19 protein-coding genes are annotated in these 25,165 nt (G+C 44.2%); 12 read left to right on the top strand and 7 right to left on the bottom strand.

Annotated elements, in window-relative coordinates; all coding sequences use genetic code 11:
* From NT178_04975 to NT178_04960, 4 genes are all read left to right on the top strand, one after another.
* A partial coding sequence (locus tag NT178_04975) for a hypothetical protein (protein MCX5811882.1) occupies positions 1 to 358 on the top strand: 358 nt, incomplete at its 5' end.
* 415 nt (positions 359 to 773) lie between these two features.
* Complete coding sequence (locus NT178_04970) at positions 774 to 1,382, top strand: hypothetical protein (protein ID MCX5811881.1); 609 nt, start codon at positions 774 to 776, stop codon at positions 1,380 to 1,382.
* Between the two features lie 313 nt (positions 1,383 to 1,695).
* On the top strand, positions 1,696 to 1,920 hold the full coding sequence (locus tag NT178_04965; protein ID MCX5811880.1) for a DUF2905 domain-containing protein: 225 nt from the start codon (positions 1,696 to 1,698) through the stop codon (positions 1,918 to 1,920).
* 99 nt (positions 1,921 to 2,019) lie between these two features.
* Complete coding sequence (locus NT178_04960; GenBank protein ID MCX5811879.1) at positions 2,020 to 2,442, top strand: VOC family protein; 423 nt, start codon at positions 2,020 to 2,022, stop codon at positions 2,440 to 2,442.
* 215 nt (positions 2,443 to 2,657) lie between these two features.
* On the opposite strand, the gene NT178_04955 is transcribed toward NT178_04960, so the two are convergent.
* On the bottom strand, positions 2,658 to 3,725 hold the full coding sequence (locus tag NT178_04955; protein MCX5811878.1) for a CAP domain-containing protein: 1,068 nt from the start codon (positions 3,723 to 3,725) through the stop codon (positions 2,658 to 2,660).
* 235 nt (positions 3,726 to 3,960) lie between these two features.
* On the opposite strand from NT178_04955, the gene NT178_04950 reads away from it, so the two are divergent.
* Together NT178_04950 and NT178_04945 are read left to right on the top strand one after the other, a co-directional pair.
* On the top strand, positions 3,961 to 4,224 hold the full coding sequence (locus NT178_04950; protein MCX5811877.1) for a hypothetical protein: 264 nt from the start codon (positions 3,961 to 3,963) through the stop codon (positions 4,222 to 4,224).
* A 183-nt stretch (positions 4,225 to 4,407) separates the two neighbouring features.
* On the top strand, positions 4,408 to 4,962 hold the full coding sequence (locus NT178_04945) for a peptidylprolyl isomerase (protein ID MCX5811876.1): 555 nt from the start codon (positions 4,408 to 4,410) through the stop codon (positions 4,960 to 4,962).
* A 135-nt stretch (positions 4,963 to 5,097) separates the two neighbouring features.
* On the opposite strand, the gene polX is transcribed toward NT178_04945, so the two are convergent.
* Complete coding sequence (gene polX, locus NT178_04940) at positions 5,098 to 6,804, bottom strand: DNA polymerase/3'-5' exonuclease PolX (protein ID MCX5811875.1); 1,707 nt, start codon at positions 6,802 to 6,804, stop codon at positions 5,098 to 5,100.
* 324 nt (positions 6,805 to 7,128) lie between these two features.
* On the opposite strand from polX, the gene NT178_04935 reads away from it, so the two are divergent.
* The 6 genes from NT178_04935 (at position 7,129) to NT178_04910 (ending at position 17,545) form a co-directional block, all read left to right on the top strand.
* Positions 7,129 to 8,115, top strand: coding sequence for a hypothetical protein (locus NT178_04935; protein MCX5811874.1), 987 nt, complete (start codon positions 7,129 to 7,131; stop codon positions 8,113 to 8,115).
* 128 nt (positions 8,116 to 8,243) lie between these two features.
* Positions 8,244 to 8,600, top strand: a complete 357-nt coding sequence (locus NT178_04930; GenBank protein MCX5811873.1) for a nucleotide pyrophosphohydrolase — start codon at positions 8,244 to 8,246, stop codon at positions 8,598 to 8,600.
* Positions 8,601 to 8,621: 21 nt separating this feature from the next.
* Positions 8,622 to 9,413 (top strand): lytic murein transglycosylase, encoded by a 792-nt coding sequence (locus NT178_04925; protein MCX5811872.1) that lies wholly within the window; start codon positions 8,622 to 8,624, stop codon positions 9,411 to 9,413.
* 202 nt (positions 9,414 to 9,615) lie between these two features.
* Positions 9,616 to 15,462, top strand: a complete 5,847-nt coding sequence (locus NT178_04920; protein ID MCX5811871.1) for a PAS domain S-box protein — start codon at positions 9,616 to 9,618, stop codon at positions 15,460 to 15,462.
* Positions 15,463 to 15,772: 310 nt separating this feature from the next.
* On the top strand, positions 15,773 to 16,246 hold the full coding sequence (locus NT178_04915; protein ID MCX5811870.1) for a chemotaxis protein CheX: 474 nt from the start codon (positions 15,773 to 15,775) through the stop codon (positions 16,244 to 16,246).
* Positions 16,247 to 16,465: 219 nt separating this feature from the next.
* Entirely contained in the window at positions 16,466 to 17,545 is a 1,080-nt protein-coding gene (locus NT178_04910) for a response regulator (protein MCX5811869.1), read from the top strand.
* Positions 17,546 to 17,715: 170 nt separating this feature from the next.
* Here the strand turns inward: NT178_04910 and NT178_04905 are convergent, their stop codons facing one another.
* The 5 genes from NT178_04905 to NT178_04885 form a co-directional block, all read right to left on the bottom strand.
* Positions 17,716 to 18,717, bottom strand: a complete 1,002-nt coding sequence (locus NT178_04905; protein ID MCX5811868.1) for an electron transfer flavoprotein subunit alpha/FixB family protein — start codon at positions 18,715 to 18,717, stop codon at positions 17,716 to 17,718.
* Positions 18,718 to 18,734: 17 nt separating this feature from the next.
* Positions 18,735 to 19,529, bottom strand: coding sequence for an electron transfer flavoprotein subunit beta/FixA family protein (locus tag NT178_04900; protein ID MCX5811867.1), 795 nt, complete (start codon positions 19,527 to 19,529; stop codon positions 18,735 to 18,737).
* A gap of 17 nt (positions 19,530 to 19,546) precedes the next feature.
* The gene (locus tag NT178_04895; GenBank protein MCX5811866.1) at positions 19,547 to 21,610 is read right to left on the bottom strand and encodes a (Fe-S)-binding protein; all 2,064 of its coding nucleotides are present in this window, start codon (positions 21,608 to 21,610) and stop codon (positions 19,547 to 19,549) included.
* A 325-nt stretch (positions 21,611 to 21,935) separates the two neighbouring features.
* Positions 21,936 to 22,778, bottom strand: coding sequence for a hydrogenase iron-sulfur subunit (locus tag NT178_04890; GenBank protein ID MCX5811865.1), 843 nt, complete (start codon positions 22,776 to 22,778; stop codon positions 21,936 to 21,938).
* Positions 22,779 to 22,793: 15 nt separating this feature from the next.
* Positions 22,794 to 25,165, bottom strand: a 2,372-nt coding sequence (locus NT178_04885; GenBank protein ID MCX5811864.1) for an FAD-dependent oxidoreductase, incomplete at its 5' end; no start/stop codon positions are given.

The raw sequence follows: 25,165 nt of genomic DNA, 5'->3' as shown, positions 1-25,165 counted from the left end.
TACAACAGGAAACCTCCCTGTTTCCCAGGGGTATCTTTTTGCTGCAAACATTGATTGTCAGGATCTTAAAAATATATTTGATGCTATCTTAAAAACACCGGTGACCAATGCCACATTAGATAGAATGCTAACAACATACAAAACAGTCAAACCCGACCCGAATAATACAAAACCCGTATCCGTGAAGAAACAGGTTAAAGGTCTTGTATCAATGAAGACAACTTTTGATAAGGGCCTTGCAACATATGTCAGAGAAGATGTTGATAAATTCCTCTATGAACTGCTGGTTTTTTGTGATTATGTCCAGCAGGAGATGCCTAACATCCCATACGGAAAGAAAAGGCCGCCACAAGTGTAAAAAAACAGTGAATAGTCGTTAGTGAATAGTAAAAGAGATGAGAGAACTTGTGAAGCGGATAAACCCGTGAAGCCCCCGCAAGCGAGGGCAGGCGTGAAGCAGACAAAAAGCTGACGAAATTCAAATAGGAGTAAATATGAGCAATGATACCTTATATCACTAATCGTAAGCATCAACATATGGCCATGTTACCGCAGAACAGATAACTATAATTTGTGTTAATGGGGAGGGAATTCTATTATGAGCAAGGGGAATAAAGAGGATTTAAAAGAATATAGCGAGGTAAGCTATTGCCTCAAGGGTGTGAAAAGTTATTAAATATTTATATGCGCTACTGTTTACTCCCCAAGGCAAGGACACAATATTAATGACAATCCGCACGGCTTTATTTCTCATAATTTTATGCATCTATTGTATGGACATGGCTTCTCATGCCCAATCCGATGTCCTTACCTCCCGGCCTGTCGTCATTTCCGAATCCTGGTTTGACATTGATAATGACGGGCAAAAAGAGAAGATAGAGATTATTCTTGAGAGAGGGGAGCGCTATGACGATAGGGAAGAATGGTGCGGAAATGGTGAAAAATGGGAGGGTTATTTTACAATTCAGGTCAGGAAAGGTAATGTTGTTTTATCAAAACAGTCACTTAACGATTTGGCGCTTTCTGATGAAAAAGATCCCGAGCCATTGAGCTTCTGGACACCGGAATTTTCACTTGTTTTTAAAGATTACAATATGGACGGACAGATCGACTTTAACCTCGGCCAATATGGTTCTTGCAATGGCAATTACTTCAGGCTGTTTACCGTTAACCCTGACGGTATTGTTTCACCTCTCCGGATAAAAGGCGCCGGCGGATTTTTTGTGTCTCCGCCCAACAGACATAACTCGACAGATTTAATTAGTATTGAGAAAGGGTTTTTAGTGTTCACATATTATGATAATACCAGCGGGAAAAACGTAACCGTAAGGTATAGATGGGATAAAAAACAATTTGTGCCAATAAGAAAAACTTCAAAATGATAAGATTTATCGCCCATTTCATTATAATGTTTATTCTTTGCAGCCCTGTTTCCCCTAATGTTTCCCGAATATATAAAGACCATTTTCAGCTCTTTATATCTATAACATCGCACGATTTTCTTAAAAAGGAATGGTTGTGTAACAGCAGGATTACTCCAATATATAAAAGCAACCTGACATTTAATAAAACATGTGAGCCTGAATTGCATATAACGACATTGTATGCTCAAGGCAGGGGTTTCCACGCACCCGTATTAGCTTTTATCGTAAAAAGGGATTCAAAAGACTAAGTTTTTAACTGCACAGGGGAACAATGGGACGTTGGATAATAACAGCAGGATTAATATTAGTCGTAATAGGGATAATACTGCACTTCGCTCCCTGGCTTTTGAATTGGTTCGGTAAATTGCCAGGCGATATACGTATTGAGACTGAGCGGAGCAAAATATTTATTCCTATTAAATCCATGGCGGTGCTTAGCATTATTCTAACAGTGCTAATAAATTTTTTAAACGATAGGCTGACCGAATGCTTATAATGCCGCCCCGTGTTAACAGATGATTCTCTCCTCCAACGAAAAAATTTCTCAAAAGAATCACAATAAAGGTAAAATATTACTGGAAAACAGGGAGGAAAAATGCCGGAAAAGTTGAAAACAAATTATATTGACCATATCAGCATAGCTGTCAAAGACCTTAAGGAGGCTGAAGAAGATTTCAGGCAGGCTTTCGGATGGCAAGTCGATGGACGTTATTCTGATTATGACGAGAAAATCAACGTAGCGTATTACATGATGGGTCAAACAGCTCTTGAAATTATGGAAGACATGGATGGAACAGGCGAGGTTGCGAAGTTTATTGATAAACACGGTGAAGGTATTATGGTGCTCTCAATCAACGTAGATAACACCATTGAATCGCTCGAACTGCTCAAAAGAAACGGGGCAGGACTAATTGATCGGGAACCACGGTTTGCCAGGGAGTTGAAAAGGTACTTTGCATTCTTACATCCGAAACAATGTCATGGAGTGCTTGCGGAGGTGATCGATGGCAACTACTGACCCGGCAGAAAACATTTGATAGCCTCAAGGGTCCGCATCCAGGGACAAAGGAAAGATGGGAGCAGATGGGGGCTAATGATATTCAATGAAGCAACGGCATTAAGGAAAGGGCGATAATAAGTGAAGGATGTTCCTGTCTAAAACGGGGGCTACTCCACCGGCATCCTTACAGAAAGGTCAATAGTTTTGCAGGAGGCTCTTAAGTTTAAATATTTCTAACGAGAACCAATGCACTTGTTATATTTTTGCACATTTTCATTATAATTATTGATCATTTGTAACAACCCCTTATTTTTCTCTTTCAATTCATATATACGTTGATTATATTCGTTTACTTTATCATTGTAGCCCTTAACCATCTCTTTTGTTTTGCTCTGCGTTCTGTCAAGTATTGCCTTCTCCTTTTCCAGATCGTTTTTAAGTAAAAAAATCATATTCTCTGCATCATTTACATCACGTTTTTCTTTATCTATAGCCTCTTTCGATGCCTGATCAGGAGGTATACATTCAGCAGATCTGTGCGCTGCATCTGTTGTTACCGGAGGAGATTGCAGACCAAATATCTGTACGGCTATCCAGGTATCCAGGCCCTGCATTTTATCTTTTAAGACAGCAGCACCGATCTCATCAGCCTTTGGCGAGAGTAAATTTTGCCTATGACCAGGGCTTTGCATCCAACCGTTTATAATTTTCTGATTATCAATAAACATACCGCTTCCGATATTTTCCCCGATGTATTTATATCTATATCCGACCTTCTGGGCAACTTCAGAAGGCCCTTCGCCTGTTGGTGAAACATGGCCAATATACTGTTTTTTGAACATATCTTTGACCCTTTCTTCGGCAATTGCATTCAGAAGCCGGTTCTCGCGGAGTTCATATATACCATTCTGTACACGTGTAATGTTTGTCAAACTTATAATAGCATCTTTTGATAGAACTTCACGGACCGGACGCTCCTGTGTTCCTGAATCAGACTTTTCTACTTCAGTGGATACTGAACTGCGGTATTGATCCGGCTGCCTGTATATTTTTATCAGGGCAAATAGAATCAATATAATGCCGATTATTACAACAATTGAATATTTCTTAAAATACCCTTTCTTCTTTTTCGGTAAATACTCTTTTACAGGGTGCCAGGCTTTGTTGTCATAGCGAATTAAGGTATTTTCATCGATTTCGTTTTCGCTGAGTTTGCTGAGTAGCGCTTCTCTGGTAAAGGGACCTCGTACATATTCATGCTTTCCGCTTGTCTCCTTGTAGTACCATTCACCAACATCCATAATTAAAACATCCGACCGGGCTAAGGTATCTACAAAATAATCGTGTTATCAGTTCCTTGCCTCGTAGTTCATTTTCTCTAAAATTTAATTACTTTACAAGTAAAATTCTATTAAAAGGTTGCTGAATACTGTTTTGTTATTACGGATTCCGGTTTCGTATTGATAGTTTGTTTTTCTTGTGTTATTCATATCGCATGCTGGAAAGCAAATTCCTATCGGTCATTGGAGGTAACGCATGAGGTTTGCGGCAGTTGTGTTGGTTTTAATCGGATCTCTTATGGCAAGCAGCACCGTGTATGCCGATGCAAACGACCTGATACGAATCTCCAGGTGTCTGCATGACAATGTCGGCGCCAAAGTCGCAACGGATGTTGTCATTAAGTACTGTGTTTGCATGAACAATAAGATGAATAAAACCGAGACACAGTCGGTTACGCAATGGGAAAAAACAAATAAGGTTGAAAGGGCCGGGTGTGACCGTGAATCCGGTTGGGAATAATAGTTAATAGTCCTTTCGTTACACCAGGAATGAACCCCCTATAGGGATGGTTCATTGCAGGCTTTTTGTATACCAGAATTATGCATAATACTATAAAATTCAATATGTTAAGGGGTGATTGAAATGATGAAAAAAGCAGTATTAATTATTTTAGTGTTATCATTTTTGGCTTTAAGTGGTCTCATGTCATTTGCAGCAGAAGAGAGTAAAGAAAAAGGGAAAGCAGCATACCCTTCGATAACAGCTACAATAAAAACCAACAAAGGTGACATAAAGCTGAAGCTATTTGCGGATAAAGCACCGCTTACTGTACTGAATTTTGTGAACCTGTCAAAAAGAGGTTTTTATAATAATTTGAGTTTTCATAGGGTAATTCCAAACTTCATGATTCAAGGCGGTTGTCCGCTGGGCAATGGCACAGGTGGCCCGGGGTATCAGTTCAAAGATGAGTTTTCACCGGAATTGAAACACAGCAAGTCCGGAATTCTATCTATGGCAAATGCCGGACCGAATACAAACGGAAGTCAATTCTTTATAACCCATATTCCAACTCCATACCTGGACAACAAGCATACTGTCTTTGGTGAAGTTGTTGACTCAAAAGACAATAAAGTTGTGAACAGCATCGCCATGGGAGATAAAATCAATACAATTCTGATTGAAGGAGATTACACAAAACTGGCAGAAAATTATAAGGAACAACTTGATCAATGGAACAAGGTGCTGGATAAAAAGTAGCTCTTAAATGAAGAGTAAAGAACAGGGGACTATCCAAATGACGAGCAAAATATCAGGAAAATATGTAGGTCCCTGTTCAAAATAGTTTTATCATTTGCAGTTGAGGGAAGGCAAGGGGAAGCTGTATGACGGGCTTCATTTTTTGAATATCTCCATTATCCCGGCGGCAGTGCGCGTGTTCAACACATCTTTCTTTTCCTGCCAGCCCTTCCTCGCAATGCCGACACCGTATAGGATCTCATAGAGACCGGCTGTTGCGTGGGCATCAGGATTAATGGAGATCATAACCCCCTTTTCCTTTGCATGTTTCAGGTATCTCCAGTCTATATCAAGCCGGTATGGACTTGCGTTGAGTTCTATTATTACATTGTGTTTTGCAGCCCCGTCAATGATATTTCTCATATCTACAGCATAACCTTCGCGCGAGAGCAGGAGCCTGCCTGTGGGATGACCGAGCATGGTCGTATAAGGGTTTTCCATTGCCCGTAAAATCCTTTTTTCCTGAGCTTCCTGACCCAGGTTAAAATTTGAATGGATTGATGCGATAATAAAATCGAAGCCTTTCAGGACTTCCTCATCGTAATCGAGACTGCCGTCAGGCAGGATATCGCTCTCAATGCCCTTGAATATATAAAAATCCGGCATTGCTTCATTCAGTCTGTCAATGATTTCCCACTGCCGGTAAATATCGTCAACCTTAAGTCCTCCTGCGTAATAGGCGCTCCTGCTATGGTCTGAAATGCCCATATATGCAAGGCCCATCTTCCTTGCCTCATCCCTCATCCGCTCGATAGTATCAACACCGTCGCTGAATTCGGTGTGTATATGGAATACGCCCCTCATATCTTCGAGTCTGACAAGCTCCGGGAGCCTGCCCTGTTCTGAAGCCTCTATCTCACCTCCGTCTTCTCTTAATTCCGGCGGAATGTAGGAAAGGCCGAGGGCATTATAAATTTCCTCTTCGGTTTTAAGGCTGATAAGCCTGTTTTCTTCAAAAAGTCCGTATTCGTTCAGCTTCCATCCCTTCTTCCTGGAAATCCCGCGCAATCTGACATTGTGCTCCCTGCTGCCGGTAAAATACATGAGGGCATAGGGAAAGGCCTCCTGGCTTACCACTCTCAGATCAACTTCGATCCCTGATTTAAGGCGGCAGGATGTTTTTGTGTCACCAGTGAGCAGCACCTCGTCAACCTCCGGCATGGCGATAAAATATGACGATAAGCCTTCATGGTCGCCCCCGGCAACAAGGACATCGATATCATTTGCCACTTCCTTGCATCTGCGTATGCTCCCGCACACCTCTACGCACCCCGGCCGTGTCCTGGCTTCTAATCTTTGCTTTATCTTTTCAGACTCAGGGTAGACATCTCCAAGGAGAAACTCACCTTTATGCCTTTTAACAAACTCAATCCCTTTCAGTATCTTCTGCTGGGTCTTTTCTCCGAAACCGGGTAGCATGATGAGCCTGTTTTCCTTGCAGGCATATTCAAGTTCACCGGTATTCGTTATGTTGAGTTTATCGTAAAGAACTTTGATCTTTTTCGGTCCCAGATTCGGTATGCCGGTAAGTTCAAGCAGGGATTCAGGCACTTCCCGTTTTAACTCCTCGAAGTAAGCCATCTTCCCGGTCTCGCCGTACTCTTCAATCTTCTTTGAGAGGGCTTCTCCGATGCCTTTAATCTCGCGGAGCCTCTTTTCTCTTATCATATCCTCAAGGTTGTCGATGCCTGAGAGCGTCTTTGCTGCATTATAGTAAGCCCTTGTCTTGAATTGGTTTTCTCCTTTAATATCAAGGAGCATTGCTATCTCTTCAAGGACTTGCAGTATAGATTTATTGCTCATAGTCCTATTATCTTATAATAAAGAAAGATTAGTCAACAGGGTTAAAGTGTTGGAGGAAACTCCGGGGGAAAAAATAATTGACAAACAAACACGCTGTAAGTTATTAGGAAAGGTGGCGCGCGTATTCATGGACCGCTTTTTAGAAATTGAGACCTTTGCAAAACCCAGGTGAGTATGAGATCCTGGGGCAAAAGACTTTGTGGTGGGAGGGGCGCCCAATAAACTACCCGGCGGCAAGCTGCGGGGAATTTATCTGCGGAGATTAATGGATTTCTTCGAGGTAAATGGATATAATTTCCTGCCGGATTATTAAAAGGAGATGACATGATACAGTTTGAGCAAACCTTTATGAATTTCTTACTTGCCCATCAGGAAAGATACAATCGTACTTACCATTTCCTTGTTCTGATGGATGCTATCATCAGTGCTGCGAAACATATTCAGCATTACTACCTGACAGGGGCATTAAAAGGCAACCTGGGGTTCGCAAATGAGATTAATGTTCAAGGGGAAGATGTTATGCGCATGGATCAAATTGCCCATGATATCGTGGTCCATTACCTGAAGACGACAAACAGGGTGATTTATGCGGTCAGTGAAGAGGCAGACGATATCATTCACCTCAATGCAGAAGGGGGACGTTATTTTGTTTATTTTGATCCCCTCGATGGTTCATCGAATGTTGCCCACGGGTTGCCCGTTGCCTTTCTCTTCGGCATTGCCAAGCGAAACCTCGATGGGCCTGAGGATGGTCATTTGAGGGCAGGAAAAGATTTTATAACAGCAGGCATGTTTGTCATACCCACAGGCACATTCACTCTTGCATTGAAGGAGGCCGGGACATGGAGGTTTCATATAGATGATACGATGAATTATGTCAAGCCTGTTCGTATGATGCTCCCGGAGGATAAAAAGAGCTGGGAGTTGTCATTCAATGCTTCCAACAAATATTCCTATGTGCATGATGTCCAGGATTGGATTAGTGAAAACGTAAAAAAATATGCCTTCAGATACCTCGGCGCCCTGGGGGGGGATTTCCATCGAATCCTTTCCAATGGCGGCATGTTTATGTATCCTGCTATTGTAAATCACACAAATCCGGAGAAAAACAAACCTGCGGGGAAGCTGCGACTGATGTACGAGGCCGCTGTTGTATCCTTCATGTGCCGCGAGGCCGGCGGAGATGCCGTAGATGAAAAAGGAACACCGATAATCGATATTCAACCAAAAACACACCACCAAAGAACCGCCCTTTATGTCGGTTCGAAACCTCTGATAAAGGAGATTACGGAGGTCCTCAGGAAACGATAAAATCAATGGGAAGCAGGCATTAAAAGGTGTTAGGTTCCCCGGCAGAGCCGAGGCTTACCGATTTACTTTGTTTAGTATTGTGACGATTTTCTTTGACAAAAAAGCAAAATGGTGTAAATTAAAAATTAATGGCGCCTGTATCAGACGACAGCATTAAGGAAGTTTCCGAAATGCTCCTTAAATTCCGCGAGGAGCGGGACTGGGAACAATTTCATTCACCGAAAAATCTTGCCATATCAATCTCAATTGAGGCTGCGGAACTTCTCGAACACTTCCAGTGGCGGAAGGAGAACGAAGAACTTACCTTTAAAAAAAAGCATGAGATAGCTGAAGAACTTTCCGATATATTCAATTACCTGGTTATGCTGGCAAATGACCTCGGAATAGATATTATCGAGTCGGCAAAAAAGAAGATAGAGAAGAACGGAAAAAAGTACCCGGTAGAGAAGGCAAAGGGCTCTATGAAAAAGTATAGAGACCTTTAGAAAAAACCAGGGGAGGTTCTCTTGAAATATTTAACAATATTTGCTCTCCTTATTGCTTTAATTGCTGTCAACTCATACGCATCAGAATGGATACCGCCTGATTTTGCATCAAAAAAGGAAATCATCTCTCAAAAGCTTAAAGACAACGGGTTCAGTGATGACGAAATCCGTCAGATTTTTTCAGATACACGTATAAAACTATACCCTGAGATGCTGAACAGAAGCGGGAAGGGGTTTAACTATATGAGCCGGAAATTCGGCCTTCTTAACAAGAAATCCATTATGAGAGGCCAGAAGGTTTTAAAAGAACATAGAGCTGCCTTCAAAGAGATAGAAGACCGGTTCGGCGTTGAAAAAGAAGTACTTGTTGCCATTTACAGAGTAGAAACCAATCTTGGAAATGCAAGGGGCAATTATCTCGTATTCAACAGTCTTCTCACTATGTCTGTATTTGAAAACCGTCGTTCCGAATGGGCAACGGAAGAGCTGATAAACCTCCTGATACTTTGCAAAAACAGTAGCAAAGACCCTTTTTCTATCAAAGGCTCATGGGCCGGAGCCTTTGGTCTGTGCCAGTTTATCCCGTCGTCATATTTGCGCTATGCCGTTGACGGCAATGGCGACGGCGAGATTGATTTATTCAATTTTCATGACGCTATGGCAAGTATTGCAAGCTATTTGAAGGCGCACGGCTGGGAAAAAGGCAGCCCGGACAAGCATAGAAAAGCTGTATGGGCTTACAACCACTGTGATAATTATGTGAAGGCTGTCCTTGCCTATGCCAGGGCAAGTAAAATCTCGAAGAAGGGTTAATAACGCTTTAATTGGCTTGATGAAAATTTCCGTATAAGGCTGGTTTGTATACAGTACTGAAGAGGCAAAACAAGGGCCAATTAAAGATATACCCTTTAATTTCAAAGAGTATTATTAAAGAATATAAGCTCACCAGATCGCAGTTGACAGGTAATATATTTTAAACTATCACAATATAAGAAAGCAGGATAAGGGGTAAAATATGACTTTGCAGAAAGAGACAAAGAGTTCGGATACCAACCTCTCAACAGTTGATGGAACAGATACGATTGTGCCGCAGGAAATACCGGAAGAGATGCTTCAAAGAGAGAGGAATCTGGCCCGGAAATACCTCGATATTGCAGGCGTCATGTTCGTTGCCATAGATGCTTCCCAAAAGGTGACCCTTATCAACCAGAAGGGCTGTCAGGTGCTGGGATATACAAAAGAGGACATCATAGGAAAAAACTGGTTTGATACCTTCGTCCCTGAAAGGATGAGGGCAGAGGTAAGGGCGGTGTTTAACAGATTGATGTCCGGCCGTATTGATAATGTTGAATATGCTGAAGGGCCGGTACTGGTGAAGAACGGTGAGGAGAGGATCATCTCCTGGCACAATACGGTTACAAAGGACGACTCGGGCATTATTACGGGAACGCTGAGTTCAGGGGAAGACATTACGGATCTTAAACAAGCCGAGAACAGATTGCGGGACAGCGAGAAGACCATAAGGGTGCTGCTCGATGCCACACCTGAGACTGCTATCCTTATTGACAGGGAACGGATTGTCCTTAATATAAACAGGGCAGGGGCTCAAAGGTTCGGCACTACTCCCGACAAACTGATAGGCACATCTCTTGTCAACTTCCTTTCTAATGACATACACAGAGAAAGGGATACGCGTATAGAAGAGGCAGTGAGGACAAAGCAGCTTGTTCATCTTGAAGACATGCACAGCAACAGATACTATGACGTATACTTCTACCCGGTGCTCAACGATGCTGGAGAGGTTGATAAAATTGCGATCTTTGCCAAGGAAATTACAGAGCAGAAAGAGGCCGAGGAGGCATTGAAGAAAAGTGAACAAAAATACAGAGGCATCTTTGAGAACGCTATAGAGGGCATCTTCCAGACCACGCCGGATGGACGGGTTCTCAGCGTCAATCCGGCTCAGGCCCGGATGATGGGTTTTGACTCGCCCGAAGAGGTCATTAAAGCATTTACAGACATGGCAAGACAACACTATGTGAACCCCGAAGACCGTACAAAATACGCAGAGACGATGGCAAAAGAGGGCTTCATAAAGGGCTTTGAAACACAGCTTCGCCGGAAAGACGGGGGCGCAATGTGGGCTTCCATTAACGCAAGGACTGTTCGCAATGACAATGGTGATATACTGTATTATGAAGGCTCCATTGAAGACATAACAGAGCGTAAACATGCAGAAATAGAGCTAAAAAAGGCTGAAGAAAATTTCAGAAATATCTTTGAAAACGCTGTCTTCGGGATCTACCAGAGTACACCTGAAGGCCGATATATCAATGTCAACCCGGCCATGGCAAAGCTTTTCGGTTATGCCTCGCCGGAAGAAATGATGACGTCTATTACGGATACCGCAGAGCAGACCTATGTGAACCCCGCTGATTGCCAGCGGTATATAGAGCTCCTTGAAATCCGCGGGAGCATAGGAGATTTTGAATCACAACGATACAGGAAGGACAAAAGCAAATTCTGGGTTTCCGTATCCAACAAATCTGTCCATGATAATAGCGGGAATATAATCCGTTATGAAGGCATGGTGAAGGATATTACCGAGCGTAAGGAGGCGGAAGCATTATTATGGGAAGGCGAAGAACTTTTCCGGTCGCTCTATGATAATAGCGCCGATGGAATTCTCCTGACAATGCCTGACGGAAAGATCTTTGCCGCCAATGCCGCAGCCTGTCGCATGCTTGGGCGAAGCGAAGAAGAAATATGTCAGATCGGCCGGGGCGGTATTGTTGATGTCTCGGATCCACGGCTTGCTGTAGCATTAGAGGAACGAAAACAAACAGGTATGTTCAGAAGTGAAATTTACCATATATGCAAAGACGGGACCAGATTCCCCTGCGAGGTGTCTTCCAACACGTTCAAAGGCAAAGACGGTAATATCAGAGTGTCTACGATCTTTCGCGATATTACCAAGCGTAAGAAGGTACATGAGGAACTGCAGGAAGAGAAGGAAAAACTCTTGGCCATCATGGATGCCTCTCCTGTGGCTATTTCCTGGGGTGACCTGAAGGGAAATATAGAATATAACAACCGCAAGTTCCGTGAGCTTTTCGGGTACACAATGGAAGATATTCCCACTATTCAGGATTGGCGCCGTCAGGCATATCCTGATCCTGACTATTGTGCTTCACTCCCATCTTTATTTACTTCCCTCACTGAGGCCCAAAAACATGGCATAGAAATGACGCCTATCGAAGTTACCATTACCTGCAAGGATGGCTCTATACGCCATGTAGAACAAATGGGGGCGATGGTTTCCAATAGAATCCTGGCCATATATAACGACATTACAGAACGGAAGAAAGCTGAAGACGCTCTTCTGGAATCCACGGACAGGCTTCATGACATCATCAATGCATCAACGGACAGAATTTTTTTAGTCGATATTGAGGGGGTTATCCTTGCCATCAACAAAGCCGGCACTGAATATCTGGGTCTGAATCCCGACACTGCTATCGGGTCTACACTGTTTGACAATTTACCGCCTGAAGTTGCACAAAAAAGAAAGGAACGACTACACAAGGTTTGCCTTGCGCAACAACCGGTCCAGGTTGAAAGCAGACACCATGACGGATGGCATGATACCGGCTTTTTCCCTGTAGCTATTGCCGGAAGAGTTGCCAGAATTGTTGTATACGGCAGGGATATTACTGCGCGTAAAAATGCGGAGGAAGCATTACGGGAAGGAGAAGAGCGTTTCCGGATGCTCTCGGAAAATGCCCCCTTCGGGATGTTGATGATTGCCCGGGACGGTACTTTTACATATCTCAATCCGAAGTTTCAAAAACTCTTCGGCTATAATTTAAGCGATATCCCCGACGGCAGGACATGGCTCAGAAAGGCCTACCCTGATCAGGAATACAGACACAAGGTAGTCAGTGTCTGGGCCAGCCAGACATCATCGCAATCGCAACCAGGCGAAAAAGACCCTTATACCTTTACTGTTACCTGTAAGGACGGAACCGAAAAGATCATTAATTTTCTACCTGTATTGCTGGGAACAGGGGATTATATAATGACCTGCGAAGACATTACCCAACGGAAGATGATGGAAGAAGCCTTACAGAATGAGAGGGAAAATTTCCAGACACTGTCGGAAAATGCCCCCTTCGGGATGGTGATGACTGCCCCGGATGGCATTTTTACATACATCAACCCGAAGTTTAAGGAGCTTTTCGGCTATGATGAAAGTGATATTCCTGACGGCAGGACATGGTCCAGAAAGGCCTTCCCTGATCAGGAATGCAGGCGCAGGGTGATTGCTGCATGGTTAGAGGACCGGAAGGGCACACTGGAGGGAGGCAGATTTGCCCCGGAGGTTTTTACCGTTACCTGTAAGGACGGCACAGAAAAGATCGTCAGTTTTGTATCCGTACTCCTTGGAAACGGCGGCTCTGTATTGACCTGCGAGGATGTGTCAGAACTGAAACAGCACGAAAATGCCTTAAAGGAATCTGAAAACAAGTTCCGCGATCTAACAGAAAAATCATTGGTTGGCATCTATCTTTTACAGGACAATGCATTCAGGTATGTAAACTCCCGGTTTGCCGAAATCCACGGTTACAGTGTGGAAGAGATAGTCAACAAAGTTGACTCAAAGGACCTTGTATTACCGGAAGACTGGTCCCTCTTTATAGAGAACGTGAAAAAAAAGATGGAGGAAGGGGCAGAATCCCTGGGCTACCGGTTCAGGGCACTCACAAAGGACAAAAGGGTTATTTATGTGGAGGTCCTGCGCACACAGACAATTTATAAGGGTAGACCGGCAATAATCGGTACCCTCATAGATATCACCGATAACGTAAAGACCCATGAAGATTTAACAAAGGCCAAGGAAATAGCCGAATCAGCCAACAAGGCAAAGAGCGAGTTCCTTGCCAATATGAGCCATGAGATACGGACGCCTTTGAACGGGGTAGTCGGTATGGCAGGGTTGCTTCTCGACACAAACCTGGATGCCGAGCAAAGGGATTTTGCAGAGACTGTAGTGAATTCTGCAAATACTTTATTGGCGGTAGTGAACGATATCCTTGATTTTTCGAAGGTTGAGGCAGGGAAACTCGATCTTGAGGTTATCGATTTTGATATTAGAACCTCGGTAGAGGAAGTGGCCGATATGCTGTCGCTGCGAGCGCACGATAAAGGTCTTGAATGTATCTTTATGGTAGACCCGGAGGTCCCGTCTTTTGTGCGCGGTGATCCGGGAAGAATACGTCAGATATTGATGAATCTTGCTTATAATGCCATCAAATTCACTGAAAAAGGCGAGATTTCTGTCTGTGCAACGCTTGAAGAAGAGAGCGACAGCCATGCGAAGGTTCTTTTTACCGTAGCGGATACAGGCATAGGAATCTCTGCCGAAAATATGGACCGTCTTTTTAAGTCTTTTTCACAGGTGGATGCGTCTACAACAAGAAAATACGGCGGCACAGGCCTGGGCCTTGCCATTTCCAAACACCTTGTGGAAATGATGGGCGGCAATATCAGTGTTGAGAGCATAGAAGGTAAAGGTTCAAAATTCCTGTTTACAATAGTTCTGGAAAAACAACAGACGACTCCTGAATCTGAAGCCCGGACCCGTGAGGATATAAAAGGCATTCATGTACTTGTAGTGGATGATAATGATACGAATCAACGTGTTTTAAAAGCCTATCTATACTCCTGGGGTTGCCGGTGTATTCTGACTTCAAGCGGCATTGAAGCGCTCCGGCAATTGCGGCAGGCAAAATCCAATAACGATCCCTTTGATATTGCCATTATTGACATGCTCATGCCGGGTATGGACGGAGAAACTCTGGGTCGTATTATTAAAGAGGATGATGATGTAAAAGACATAATCCTTGTGATGTTAACATCGGGCGGTCAGCGCGGGGATGCTGCCCGTTCAAAGGAAATAGGTTTCGCTGCCTACCTTACGAAGCCTGTGAAATCGACACAACTGTTCAACTGTCTTGCAACAATTATTTGCGGGCGGCAGGTAACAGAAAAGAAAGAACCTGCGCCTTTTATAACAAAACACTCCATCCGTGAAGATGCGAAGCGCATGGTAAAAATCCTTGTTGCTGAAGACAATGCCACTAACCAGAAGGTTGCAGTGCGTATCCTTGAGAAATTAGGATACAGGGCGGATGTGGTCGCGAATGGAAAAGAGGCAGTCGTAGCTGTTGATATGATCCCTTATAATCTTGTGCTGATGGATGTCCAGATGCCGGAAATGGACGGATTCGAGGCAACGGGCATTATTCGCAACAAGGAAAAATTGAATGGAACCCATATGCCGATTATTGCCATGACAGCCCATGCCTTGAAAGGGGACAAAGAGCGTTGCATAGAGGCAGGCATGGATGACTATGTCTCAAAACCTATCCAGCCGAAAGAACTTGTTGCTGCAATAGAGCGTTGCCTGTCAACTTTACAATCATCAAGACAAAAACCAATATTCGAAACAAAGCCGGTTCATAAATTTATCTTTGACAGATCGGCATTTCTTGAACGTCTTGATGGCGACGAAGAACTTATGAAAGAGATCGTTGATGTGTTTATGGCTGATTTTCCGAACCAGTTGGCCGGTTTAAAGGACGCCCTGTCTCAGGATAATGCCTATGCACTGGAACGGCAGGCCCATGCTATGAAGGGCGCTGCGGCAAACATAGAGGCAAGGTCTCTGAAGAACATTGCCTTTGAATTAGAAACTGCAGGAAACAGCAAGGATATAAGTCAGGCCGGTACACTCATTAAAAAATTGGAGATGGAGTTTGAGGGGCTGAAGACGGTATTTACGGGCCCGGGAGATGTTTAATTGCTGAGAAACTTTAGTAACCTAATTCCAATCTGCATTCGAAATGGCACCGAGGCGGCAAGGACGAGGCACCGGAGGCGTACAACCAGTACGTCGAGGATGCTGATGACGCCGCCAACGATGGTGACATGATGAACGTTAATTGGAATAATTAGTTTCCGTCCGGAGTTTCCGGATAGAAGCTATTTAAGTTTTATCAAAAAAGAGCGATATAAAAAGAGTAATTGATCATGTTGCCGTGCTTCGATGAAAAGTATTATCGAGAGAAAGTAATAGGGGTTGGGGCAACAATCATGTATAGGAGGTCCGGATGCACGTAGAATACATTAACCCCTTTGTTATAGCCACTACATCGGTATTTAAAACCATGCTCAACATTGATCTTAAAATGAACAAACCCATTCTCAGGAATACACGGATTTCAACCGGCGATGTAACAGGCATTATGGGGCTTGTCGGGGACGCAAAAGGAACGATCTGCATAAGCTTCACGAAAGAGGGTGCTTTGTTCATTTACCAGGCGCTTATGGGCGAAAGTCACGATGATTTGGACGCAGAGGTTATTGACGCAATCGGAGAGCTTACCAATATTACCTCAGGGCAGGCACGAAAAGAGCTTGAGAAGGCTCAAGTCAACCTGAGGGCGGCGATCCCTACGGTTGTTGTCGGAAGAAACGTGGAGTTGCATTTTATATGTGCATTGCCCATAGTATCATTACCATTCCATTTCCAGGTAAATGACGGTCATGAAGAAATATTATATGTAGACTTCTCCTTTGAATAGATAAATCCATGGTTGGATCAAATCATAGAACACAAAGAATCTGCTTCATGGATTATTTTTTAAGCAAACTCCGTTCTTATTTCGCCTGACAGTTAGGCGGAAAACAGGTGGAATAAAGGTTATAAAAACTTCTGTTTGCAGCCATGGATAAAACACCGGGGTTTATGGCCCTGGACGCGGCATTACGTGGTTCTACTACAGGGAGGTGTCCGGCAAAACATGATAAGTCTGAAACTGCCCAAAGATCTTGAAGACCGCCTTGATAATCTTGTTATAATCACCAGCAAGTCCAAAAGCTTCTTTATGAGGGAAGCACTCACAAAATATCTCCAGGAGAACGAGAACACATTCATTGCCCTTGCAAAGCTTGAACAATCTATGTCAGCCGCTCCAATAGATAATGACGAAAATGAACTTCGGGACCGGCAAATAAGTTCCGATGCCTCAACAGACAATCTTATTGTCAAGCACGCCGTTGCAGAATCATGGAAAAGTCAGGTAAGAATTCTCTTAGCCGAAGATAGCCCGATCAACCGGATAGTCACCATTGTTATGCTGAAGAAACTCGGTTACCAGGTCGACGCTGTAAAGAATGGCGCTGAAGCGGTCAATGTCCTCGAGAACATGCAGTATGATCTGGTCCTGATGGACTGTCAGATGCCTAAAATGGACGGTTATGAGGCTACCATGTTGATCCGTAAAGATGATTCTCATGTGCTTAATCATGGCATACCTATTGTAGCCATAACTGCCCATGCCACAAAAGAGGACAGGGAGAAGTGCATTAAAGCGGGCATGAATGAACACATTGCCAAACCGTTGCAGCCGAAAGAAATAGAAGAGGTTTTAGCCCGGATATTGGGTGGTAAAGCCGCTGCCGGCAAGACAGAATCCATATCGGTGACTGAAGGACCGGTAGTTGCCCATAACCAGGAAGAGATAAAAGAGGTTTTCAATGAAATGGCGCTGATTGAAAGATTCATGGGCGATAGAGACCTGTGCCGGGAAATACTTGCCTTATTCTTAGATGATATTCAAAAGGAGATGGGTTCTTTAAGGGAACATCTCAACACCAGAGATGCCCTCGGTATTGCGCGGCAGGCGCACACTATCAAGGGCGCTGCGGCCAATGTGGAGGCGGGGGCTATACGGGCAGTTGCCTATGAGATTGAGAATGCAGGGAAAAGGGTTGATCTCGACCATGCCTTTGAATTATTTGCCCGTCTCGAAGAACAATTTGAATTATTCGAAACCATCTTAAACCAAACCGGGTGGATACAGGACAGTAAAATAAACTGACGGCAAAACCCGGGGTGGTGAATTTAGTGACGGTACAGGCGAACCAATATTTTGATTCCATCCTGGAAGAGGATTAATCGTCGCCTATTTCTCTGACGCTGAAAAGGGGACAGGAGGACTATCAGGATGTCCCCAACTATCCCCCAGGGTTCTTATAACAAATCCTTATCTTATCCTGCTTTTAGCTCCTTGAATTTCGCGGTCATAGCAGGTAATACTTCTTTCCAATCCCCGACGATACCGAAGTGCGCTACGTTGAAGATGTTAGCCTCTTTATCCTTATTTATAGCCACAATGCACTTTGATCCCAAGCAGCCGGCAATATGTGCCATGGCGCCAGAGAGACCTACGGCTATGTATAGTTTTGGGCTGACTACCTTTCCGCTCTGTCCTATCTGAAGCGGCGCAGGCGCCCAACCTTCGTCACATGCAACCCTTGTACCACCAACAGCACCTCCAAGAATATCTGCAAGTTCACGGAGTTTCGCAAAGTCTTGAGCTGTACCCATACCGCGTCCACCGGCAACAACGAATTCAGCATCTTCCAGCTTCACCCCTTCAACTTCTTCTTTTATCCGTTCGATAACCTTGACCTTAATCGCCGAAGCGTCGATCTTGTCTTCTACAGGAATGACCTTACCTTGCCGGGCATCATTGCGCTCTGCAGGCGGCACTATTTTTGCTCTCATGGTAGCCATCTGAGGGCGTGCAGACTTTGATACCATCGTGGCGAGTGCGTTACCACCAAAGACAGGTCTTGTCGAAACCAGCAACTTAGTCGCCGGATCAATAGATAACGCCATACATTCCATAGAAAGTCCGCCTCCTAAGCGACCATTTAGTCTCGGGGACAAATCACAACCGATATCGGTATGGCCAAAAAGCATTATTGAAGGAAGCACTTTCTTGCAAAGGTCAGCCGCTACCTGTGTGTAGGCATCGGAATTATATGTATCAAGGATGCTGTCTTCGACAGTATAAACATTATCTGCTCCATAGGCGATTGCCTCCTGACCCAGACTACCCGATTTGCTACCCATTAATAAAATACTTAATCCCTCTCCCAGTTCGTCGGCAAGCTTTCTTCCAACTCCAAGGAGCTCTATCGTGATTGGCGCTAATTGCCCTTCAGCGATTTCGCCACAAACTAAAACACCTTTATAATTATCCATTGAATATCCTCCATTCGTTATGTCAGATTTGCAAGCTTCGAAACCAGGTTGATTGCGGCTTCGCTTAGGGTAGCACCGGTAATCATCTCACACTCGGTTTTCCTTGTCGGCACAGATAGCCCTGTGATCTCTGTATGGGCATTACCCTTATCCATCTGTGAGGATTCAGCGCCAATATCCTGCGCCTTCCAGACCGGAATCTGTTTTTTACGAGCCATCATAAGGCGCATTCCAGCGGGGAGACGAGGCAGACCAATCTCGCTGCTGACAGTAACCAGACTTGGCATAGGTGCTTCCACTATTTCATAGCCATCGTTTACTATCCTCTTTACTCTGACACTCGTGTCTGCTGCCTCAATATCACAGGCAAGAGTAACAACAGGGATGCCAAGTATTTCGGCAAGAATTGAGCCAACCTGACCTGCCCCCCAGTCAGCGGCCTGTCTGCCGCACAAAACCAGATCATACCCGCCAATCTTCTGTATAGCCTTCGAAAGAACATAGGCAATACCAAAGCTATCCAGGTTTTCGAAGGCCGGATCGCTGAGAACAAATCCATCGTCAGCACCCATGGATATGGCATGTTTTATCACATCAGCAGCTTTTTCCGCCCCCACGCTTATCACGGTTATCTTGCCTTTGTTCTTATCCTTGAGCCTGCATGCTCCTTCCAATGCTCTTTCATCGTAAACGCTGATTACAGGGGGCACTCCTGCAGGGGGTACTACCTGTTTTGTTTCGGGATCAATCTTGAATTTGGCCGGTGGTATTTCAGGGTCAAGTACTTGTTTAACACAAACGATAATATTCATATAATCTCCTTTCCTGATTAAGATTGTTTCATTGCCGCTTCAACTACCTCAGCAAGGTCTTTTGCCTTCAATGAATCTTTCACACCTTTCTGTTCAATGCCCTCCTCAAGCATTTGCAGACAATAAGGGCATGAAGTCAAGACCATATCGACCCCAGTCTCGATAACTTCATCCATTCGCACATGATTAATTTTTGTTGTGCCGTGCTGTTCTTCTATCCACATATGTCCGCCGCCGCCGCCGCAGCAAAATGTATTTGTTTTTGAGCGTTCCATTTCTTTAAATCTGGCCTTCGGCATATTCTGTATTATCTGACGCGGCTCCTGATAAATTTCATTATAACGGCTTAAATAGCAAGGGTCATGGTATGCGATGACCGAATCCACATCGTTGGTAAGTTTCAATTTGCCCTGCCTTATTAAATCAGCAAGAAGTTCGGTGTAGTGAACTACCTTGAAATCAGCGCCATACTGAGGATACTCATTTTTTAATGTGTTATAGCAGTGTGGGCATGAAGTAATGACTTCTTTAATGTTGTAGTTTTTCAACGTTTCAATGTTTTCTTCTGCTGAGAGTTGGAACTGGATTTCAGAGCCTGCCCTTCTTGCCGGATCACCGCAGCAAGTCTCTGCCTCACCTAATACACAGAAATCGACTCCGGCTGCCTTCAGCACCTTTGTTAAAGAAAGAGTAGCTGAGACATTACGATCAATAAGAGCCCCGGTACAGCCTACCCAGAACAGTGTGCTGGGGTTTTCTTCGCATTCACCCAATATTTTCAGTTCCATGTCGTTTGTCCAATCGCCTCTTAACCTTAACGACTGAGCTCCGGCCCATGGATTTCCTCTTGTCTGCATATTCCTCAGCATAAGCTGGGCGCTTTCCGGCATCTTGTTTTGCACCAGCATCAGATTTTGCCTCATTTGGATTATCTTGCGTATATGCTCTATGCCAACCGGACAAACCTCCTGGCAGGCGCCACAGGTAGTACAGGCCCAGATCTTATCTTCATCTACCACATCGCCAATCAGACTCTTACCCTGGCTTTCTGTAGATGATTCTGCATTACCGGCAAGCAATCCAGGGGCTACCTCAAGCATATGTTCTTTCAGGTCATGAATGACCTCTTTGGGCGAGAGAGATTTGCCGCTAACGTGGGCAGGGCAATTGACATGGCACCGACCGCAGACAGCACAGGCATAAAGGTCGAGCAAATCTTTCCATTTAAAGTCCTGAATCTTCGATACACCGAGTGACACTGACTCATCGCCGTTTTCAAGAGCTTCAAGAGCTTCCATAGAGATTGGCTCGAGCACCACTTTGGAACCAAGTGGTCTGAAGAAAACATTAAAGGCAGAGGCGAGAACATGGAGGTGCTTTGAGCGCGGGATATAAATTGCGAAGCCAAGGATCAATGCGTAGTGAATCCACCATGCCCAATGAGAAATAGCAAGCATTGTGTCTTTCGAAATTCCTGTATCTGCAAGATAGCGAGCGATTGCCTTCGACAGAGGTGGCAATCCGGATGTTTCCCCTAAGGCTGCAAAATCAAAACCCTCTATTATAAAATGTAGTGCCATAAGTCCGAAGACCATAAGCATAATAACTCCTGCCTCGACACTCATCTCCAGTCTTTCCGGTCTTACTATAAAACGTCTGATAGCTGCCCATACTATAGCTATGATGACGAATAAACCGGCAAAATCCAGTATGGAAAAATAAACCTCCTCAAAGGTTCCGCCCATAATATAAGGGTACAGACCGAAACCTTCTGCAAGACCGATGAAGACTATATAGCTTGTCAAGAAACAACTGAAACCCCAGAACATGAAGGCATGGCCAAGTCCGGCCAAGTCCTTTACGGTAACACTTTTAAGCGTACACCGTTGAGGAATAACTTCGACAATCGTATTCATTATCCTCTGCCCTATGTTATCGAAGCGGTTCTCCCGCTTACCCAGACACATGACGCGAAAGAGGAAATAAGCCCTTTGTGCAAATAAACTAATGGCAATTATGAACATGACCCAGAAAATGACATAGCCCGATATGCCAAAATAGGTCGCACTAACTGGCGACATAAAAACCTCCTATCCGTTTACAAGCATATTGCATACGTGAATTATTTAACAAAGTATTTTTTTATATCAGGCAACATGGTTTGTCAAGAAAAAAAGGGGCTGTGTCTCCTCAAATATCTTATATACAGTTGCACTTTATTCTCATTGGATTGCTTGTCCAGGCCATACCCCGCAACACCGTGTAACAATCTCCGATTTTTGAGAGAGCAGCTAACGATTCCGGTAAAATCTTTGGGAGACCTGTAGACAACTTTTTTAATGCGAAACAAATAAGACCCCGCAAAAATTGCGGGGTCTTATAATTCAACACTATAATCCTATTGCTTCAAGCAACTTCTTTTTCCTTGCCCTTTTTGACTATAGCCCTTTGACCTTCGGGAAGAGGAGGCGGAACCTCGCCGGTCATCTTCGTTATTGCGCCAAATCGAGGCGGGCAGGCTTCAAAGCAGCTTCCGCATCTTATGCATTTATCCTGATCTATAATATGGACTTCGCCCTTGGCGCTTATAATCGCATCCATAGGGCATCTCCTGACACAGGTCGTACAGGCCTGACACTTCAGTGGATCAATATAGAACGAGAACATTTCGTCAAACAATTTATCGATCTCGTCTTTGGTAAAAAAGTTTTCATATTCTTCATGTGTTTCAAGACGTGTCCCAAGCTTTTCATTTTTTACTATCTTAATATATGGGACCAACTTTTTAACTTTTTCAAGTCTTGAGTTTAGCTCACTTTTATCTATTCCTTCGCCTTTACCGATAGGCCCCAGTTCTTTTATTTTCTTTATAAAATCGTTGGTAGATTCGACAAAAATGTTTGATTCAGCACCGGACATAAATTGTATTCTTAATCTTTGAGGATTCAGCCCGATGCGTTCCATGATTTTTTTCAATAAAAGCACCATGTTAAGAGCCTGGTAATTACCATGAGTGATATAATTACATTCATTTAAATGGCAAGCGCCCATAAATACCCCGTCTATTCCATTCGAGAAGGCCCTGAGTACAAACCCCATGTCTACCCTTCCGGAACACATGACGCGAATTATCCTCATTTCAGTTGTATATTGCAGTCTGGAAACTCCAGCCAGGTCAGCAGCTCCGTACGCTCACCAGTTACATGCAAAACCTAATACTTTCGGTTTAAATTTCAGTCCTGCGCTCATTAGTTTCCACCTCCTTTATTCATTTCCTGCTGCATCGATTTGTTGTATGATCTCTTCCTCTGAAGTCATTGCATCTATTTCACTTATGACTTCTTCATTGGTATAGTGTTTTAGTGAAATAGCCGCTGTCGGGCACTTCGCATTACAGAGACCGTCTCCCTTACAGAGGACAGGGTTTACTGCAACTTTTTTGCCTTGTTTTGTATCACGAAGTTCCAGGGCGCCATATGTGCAGACAGCAACGCATGCCCCGCACCCCATGCACTTCTTCTCATCCACCACGCAAACAGAACCTGAGGCCACGACAATATCGTGTGAAAGAAGCGTCAATGCCCGGCCTGCTGCTCCATATGCCTGATTTATTGTTTCCTGTATGAACTTGGGATAGTGAGCCATCCCGCAAAGATAAACGCCGTCTGTAGCAAACTCAACAGGTCTTAATTTGACATGTGCCTCCTTGAAGAAACCATCGGGGCTTAGCGTTACCTTGAATAAATTAGCCACTTCCTTGGTTGCTGCCGAGGGAACAACTGCCGCAGCCAAAGCAACGATATCAGCAGCTATCTCCACCTGGTCGCCGAGGATGTAATCCATTGCAGTAATCTTCAGAACTGGACGGCCATCTTCATCCGACTCACCGGGTTCTATCCGGGGTTTGTCCTGCAGCTCATAACGGATGAATTTTACTTCTTTGTTTGCTGCTTCCCGATAATAATCTTCCTTGAACCCATAAGTTCTTATATCACGGAAGAGGATGTAGATATCCATATTGGGGTTTTTCTCTTTCAACAACAGGGCGTTCTTTACAGACTCACTGCAACATATTCTGCTGCAATAGTTTCTGTCTTCGTTTCTGCAGCCTACACATTGGATCATCGCGAGACTTTGCGCGTTTACTACCTTTTCGTCTCCATTGACAATTTTATCTTCCAATTCAAGATGGGTCATGACCCGCTCATCTTCTCCATAAAGGTATTCCGTAGGTGTATAAAGATCCGCACCGATTGCGATGACAACTGCGCCATGTTTTATCTCTGTAATCCCTCTATCGGACTTGACCGTAGTTACGAAGTTCCCCACATAACCTGTAGCCCCTGTTATTGTCGCATCCGTACATATATGTATCAATGGATGCCGGTAAACCTTGCCTATAAGATCACGCAAATAGGCCTGAACATCCAGCCCTTCAAGGGTGGTATGAATTTTTCTCGCAATGCCGCCAAGATCTGAGTCCTTTTCCACAATGTAAACTTCATGCTTCTGATTTGCAATGGAGAGAGCACAATTCATACCGGCTATACCGCCACCAACCACTAATGCCCTCTTATCTACCGGCAGATCAAACTCCTGCAGAGGTTCCAACTGGCAAGCCCGTGCTACCGACATCCGGATTATATCATGTGCCTTTTCGGTGGCTTCTTCCTTTTCTTTCGAGTGGACCCAGGAGTTATGCTCCCTGATATTTGCCATTTCGTAGTAATATTGATTAATTCCCGCCTCCCGAAGGGTGTCCCGGAATAACGGCTCAAGGGTTCTTGGACTGCAGGCAGCGACAACCACTCGATTGAGCCCTTTTTCATTTACCATGTCTGTTATTTCTTTGGCAGAATTGGTAGCGCATGAAAAGAGCTGTTCCTGAGCGTAGACAACATTGGGCAGGGTTTTGCAATACTCAACTGTCCCGGGAACATTTACTATCCTTCCTATATTTGCCCCACAATGACACACAAAGACTCCTACCCTTGGCTCCTCTTGTGATACATCTTTTTCCGGCGGATATATCCTTTCCTTGGAAAGATTTCCCCGTCTATAGTCAAGAAGTTCTCCAATTTGAGAACCAGCTCCGCTGGCGCTAAAAACCGACTCGGGAATATCTATAGGTCCCTGTAAACCGCCGCTTACAAAAATCCCCGGTCTGTTGGTCTCTATAGGGTTAACAGGGTTGAGTTTGCAAAAATCGTGTGTTTCAAGTTCAATGCCGTATTTTTGTGCAATATCTTTTACACCAACAGGAGGATTCAATCCAATGGATAACACCACCATATCGAATTCTTCTTCTATTACACCGTCCTCAGGTGTAGTATACCGCACGGTGACATTCCTGGTTACCGGATCCTCTCTCACTATTGATGGATAGCTTCTGAAAAAACGAACATCGGCAAGTCCCTCTGTTCTTTGATAGTAACGCTCAAAATCTTTCCCATAGGAACGGATATCGTTATGGAATATGGTACACTTTGCCCCTGCGTCATGGTCTTTTGTCAAAATTACCTGCTTCTGCGTATAGGCACAGCATACCGCTGAGCAGTAGCTGTTGCCGCCTTCGATAACCTGTCGGGAGCCAATACATTGAATCCAGGCAACGTTATGGGGGTGCTTCAAATCGG

This window comes from Pseudomonadota bacterium, assembly GCA_026388255.1.
Taxonomy (GTDB): domain Bacteria; phylum Desulfobacterota; class Syntrophorhabdia; order Syntrophorhabdales; family Syntrophorhabdaceae; genus JAPLKB01.
Note: the sequence above shows the minus strand (reverse complement) of the source record. Positions and strands in the feature narration are given on the sequence as shown.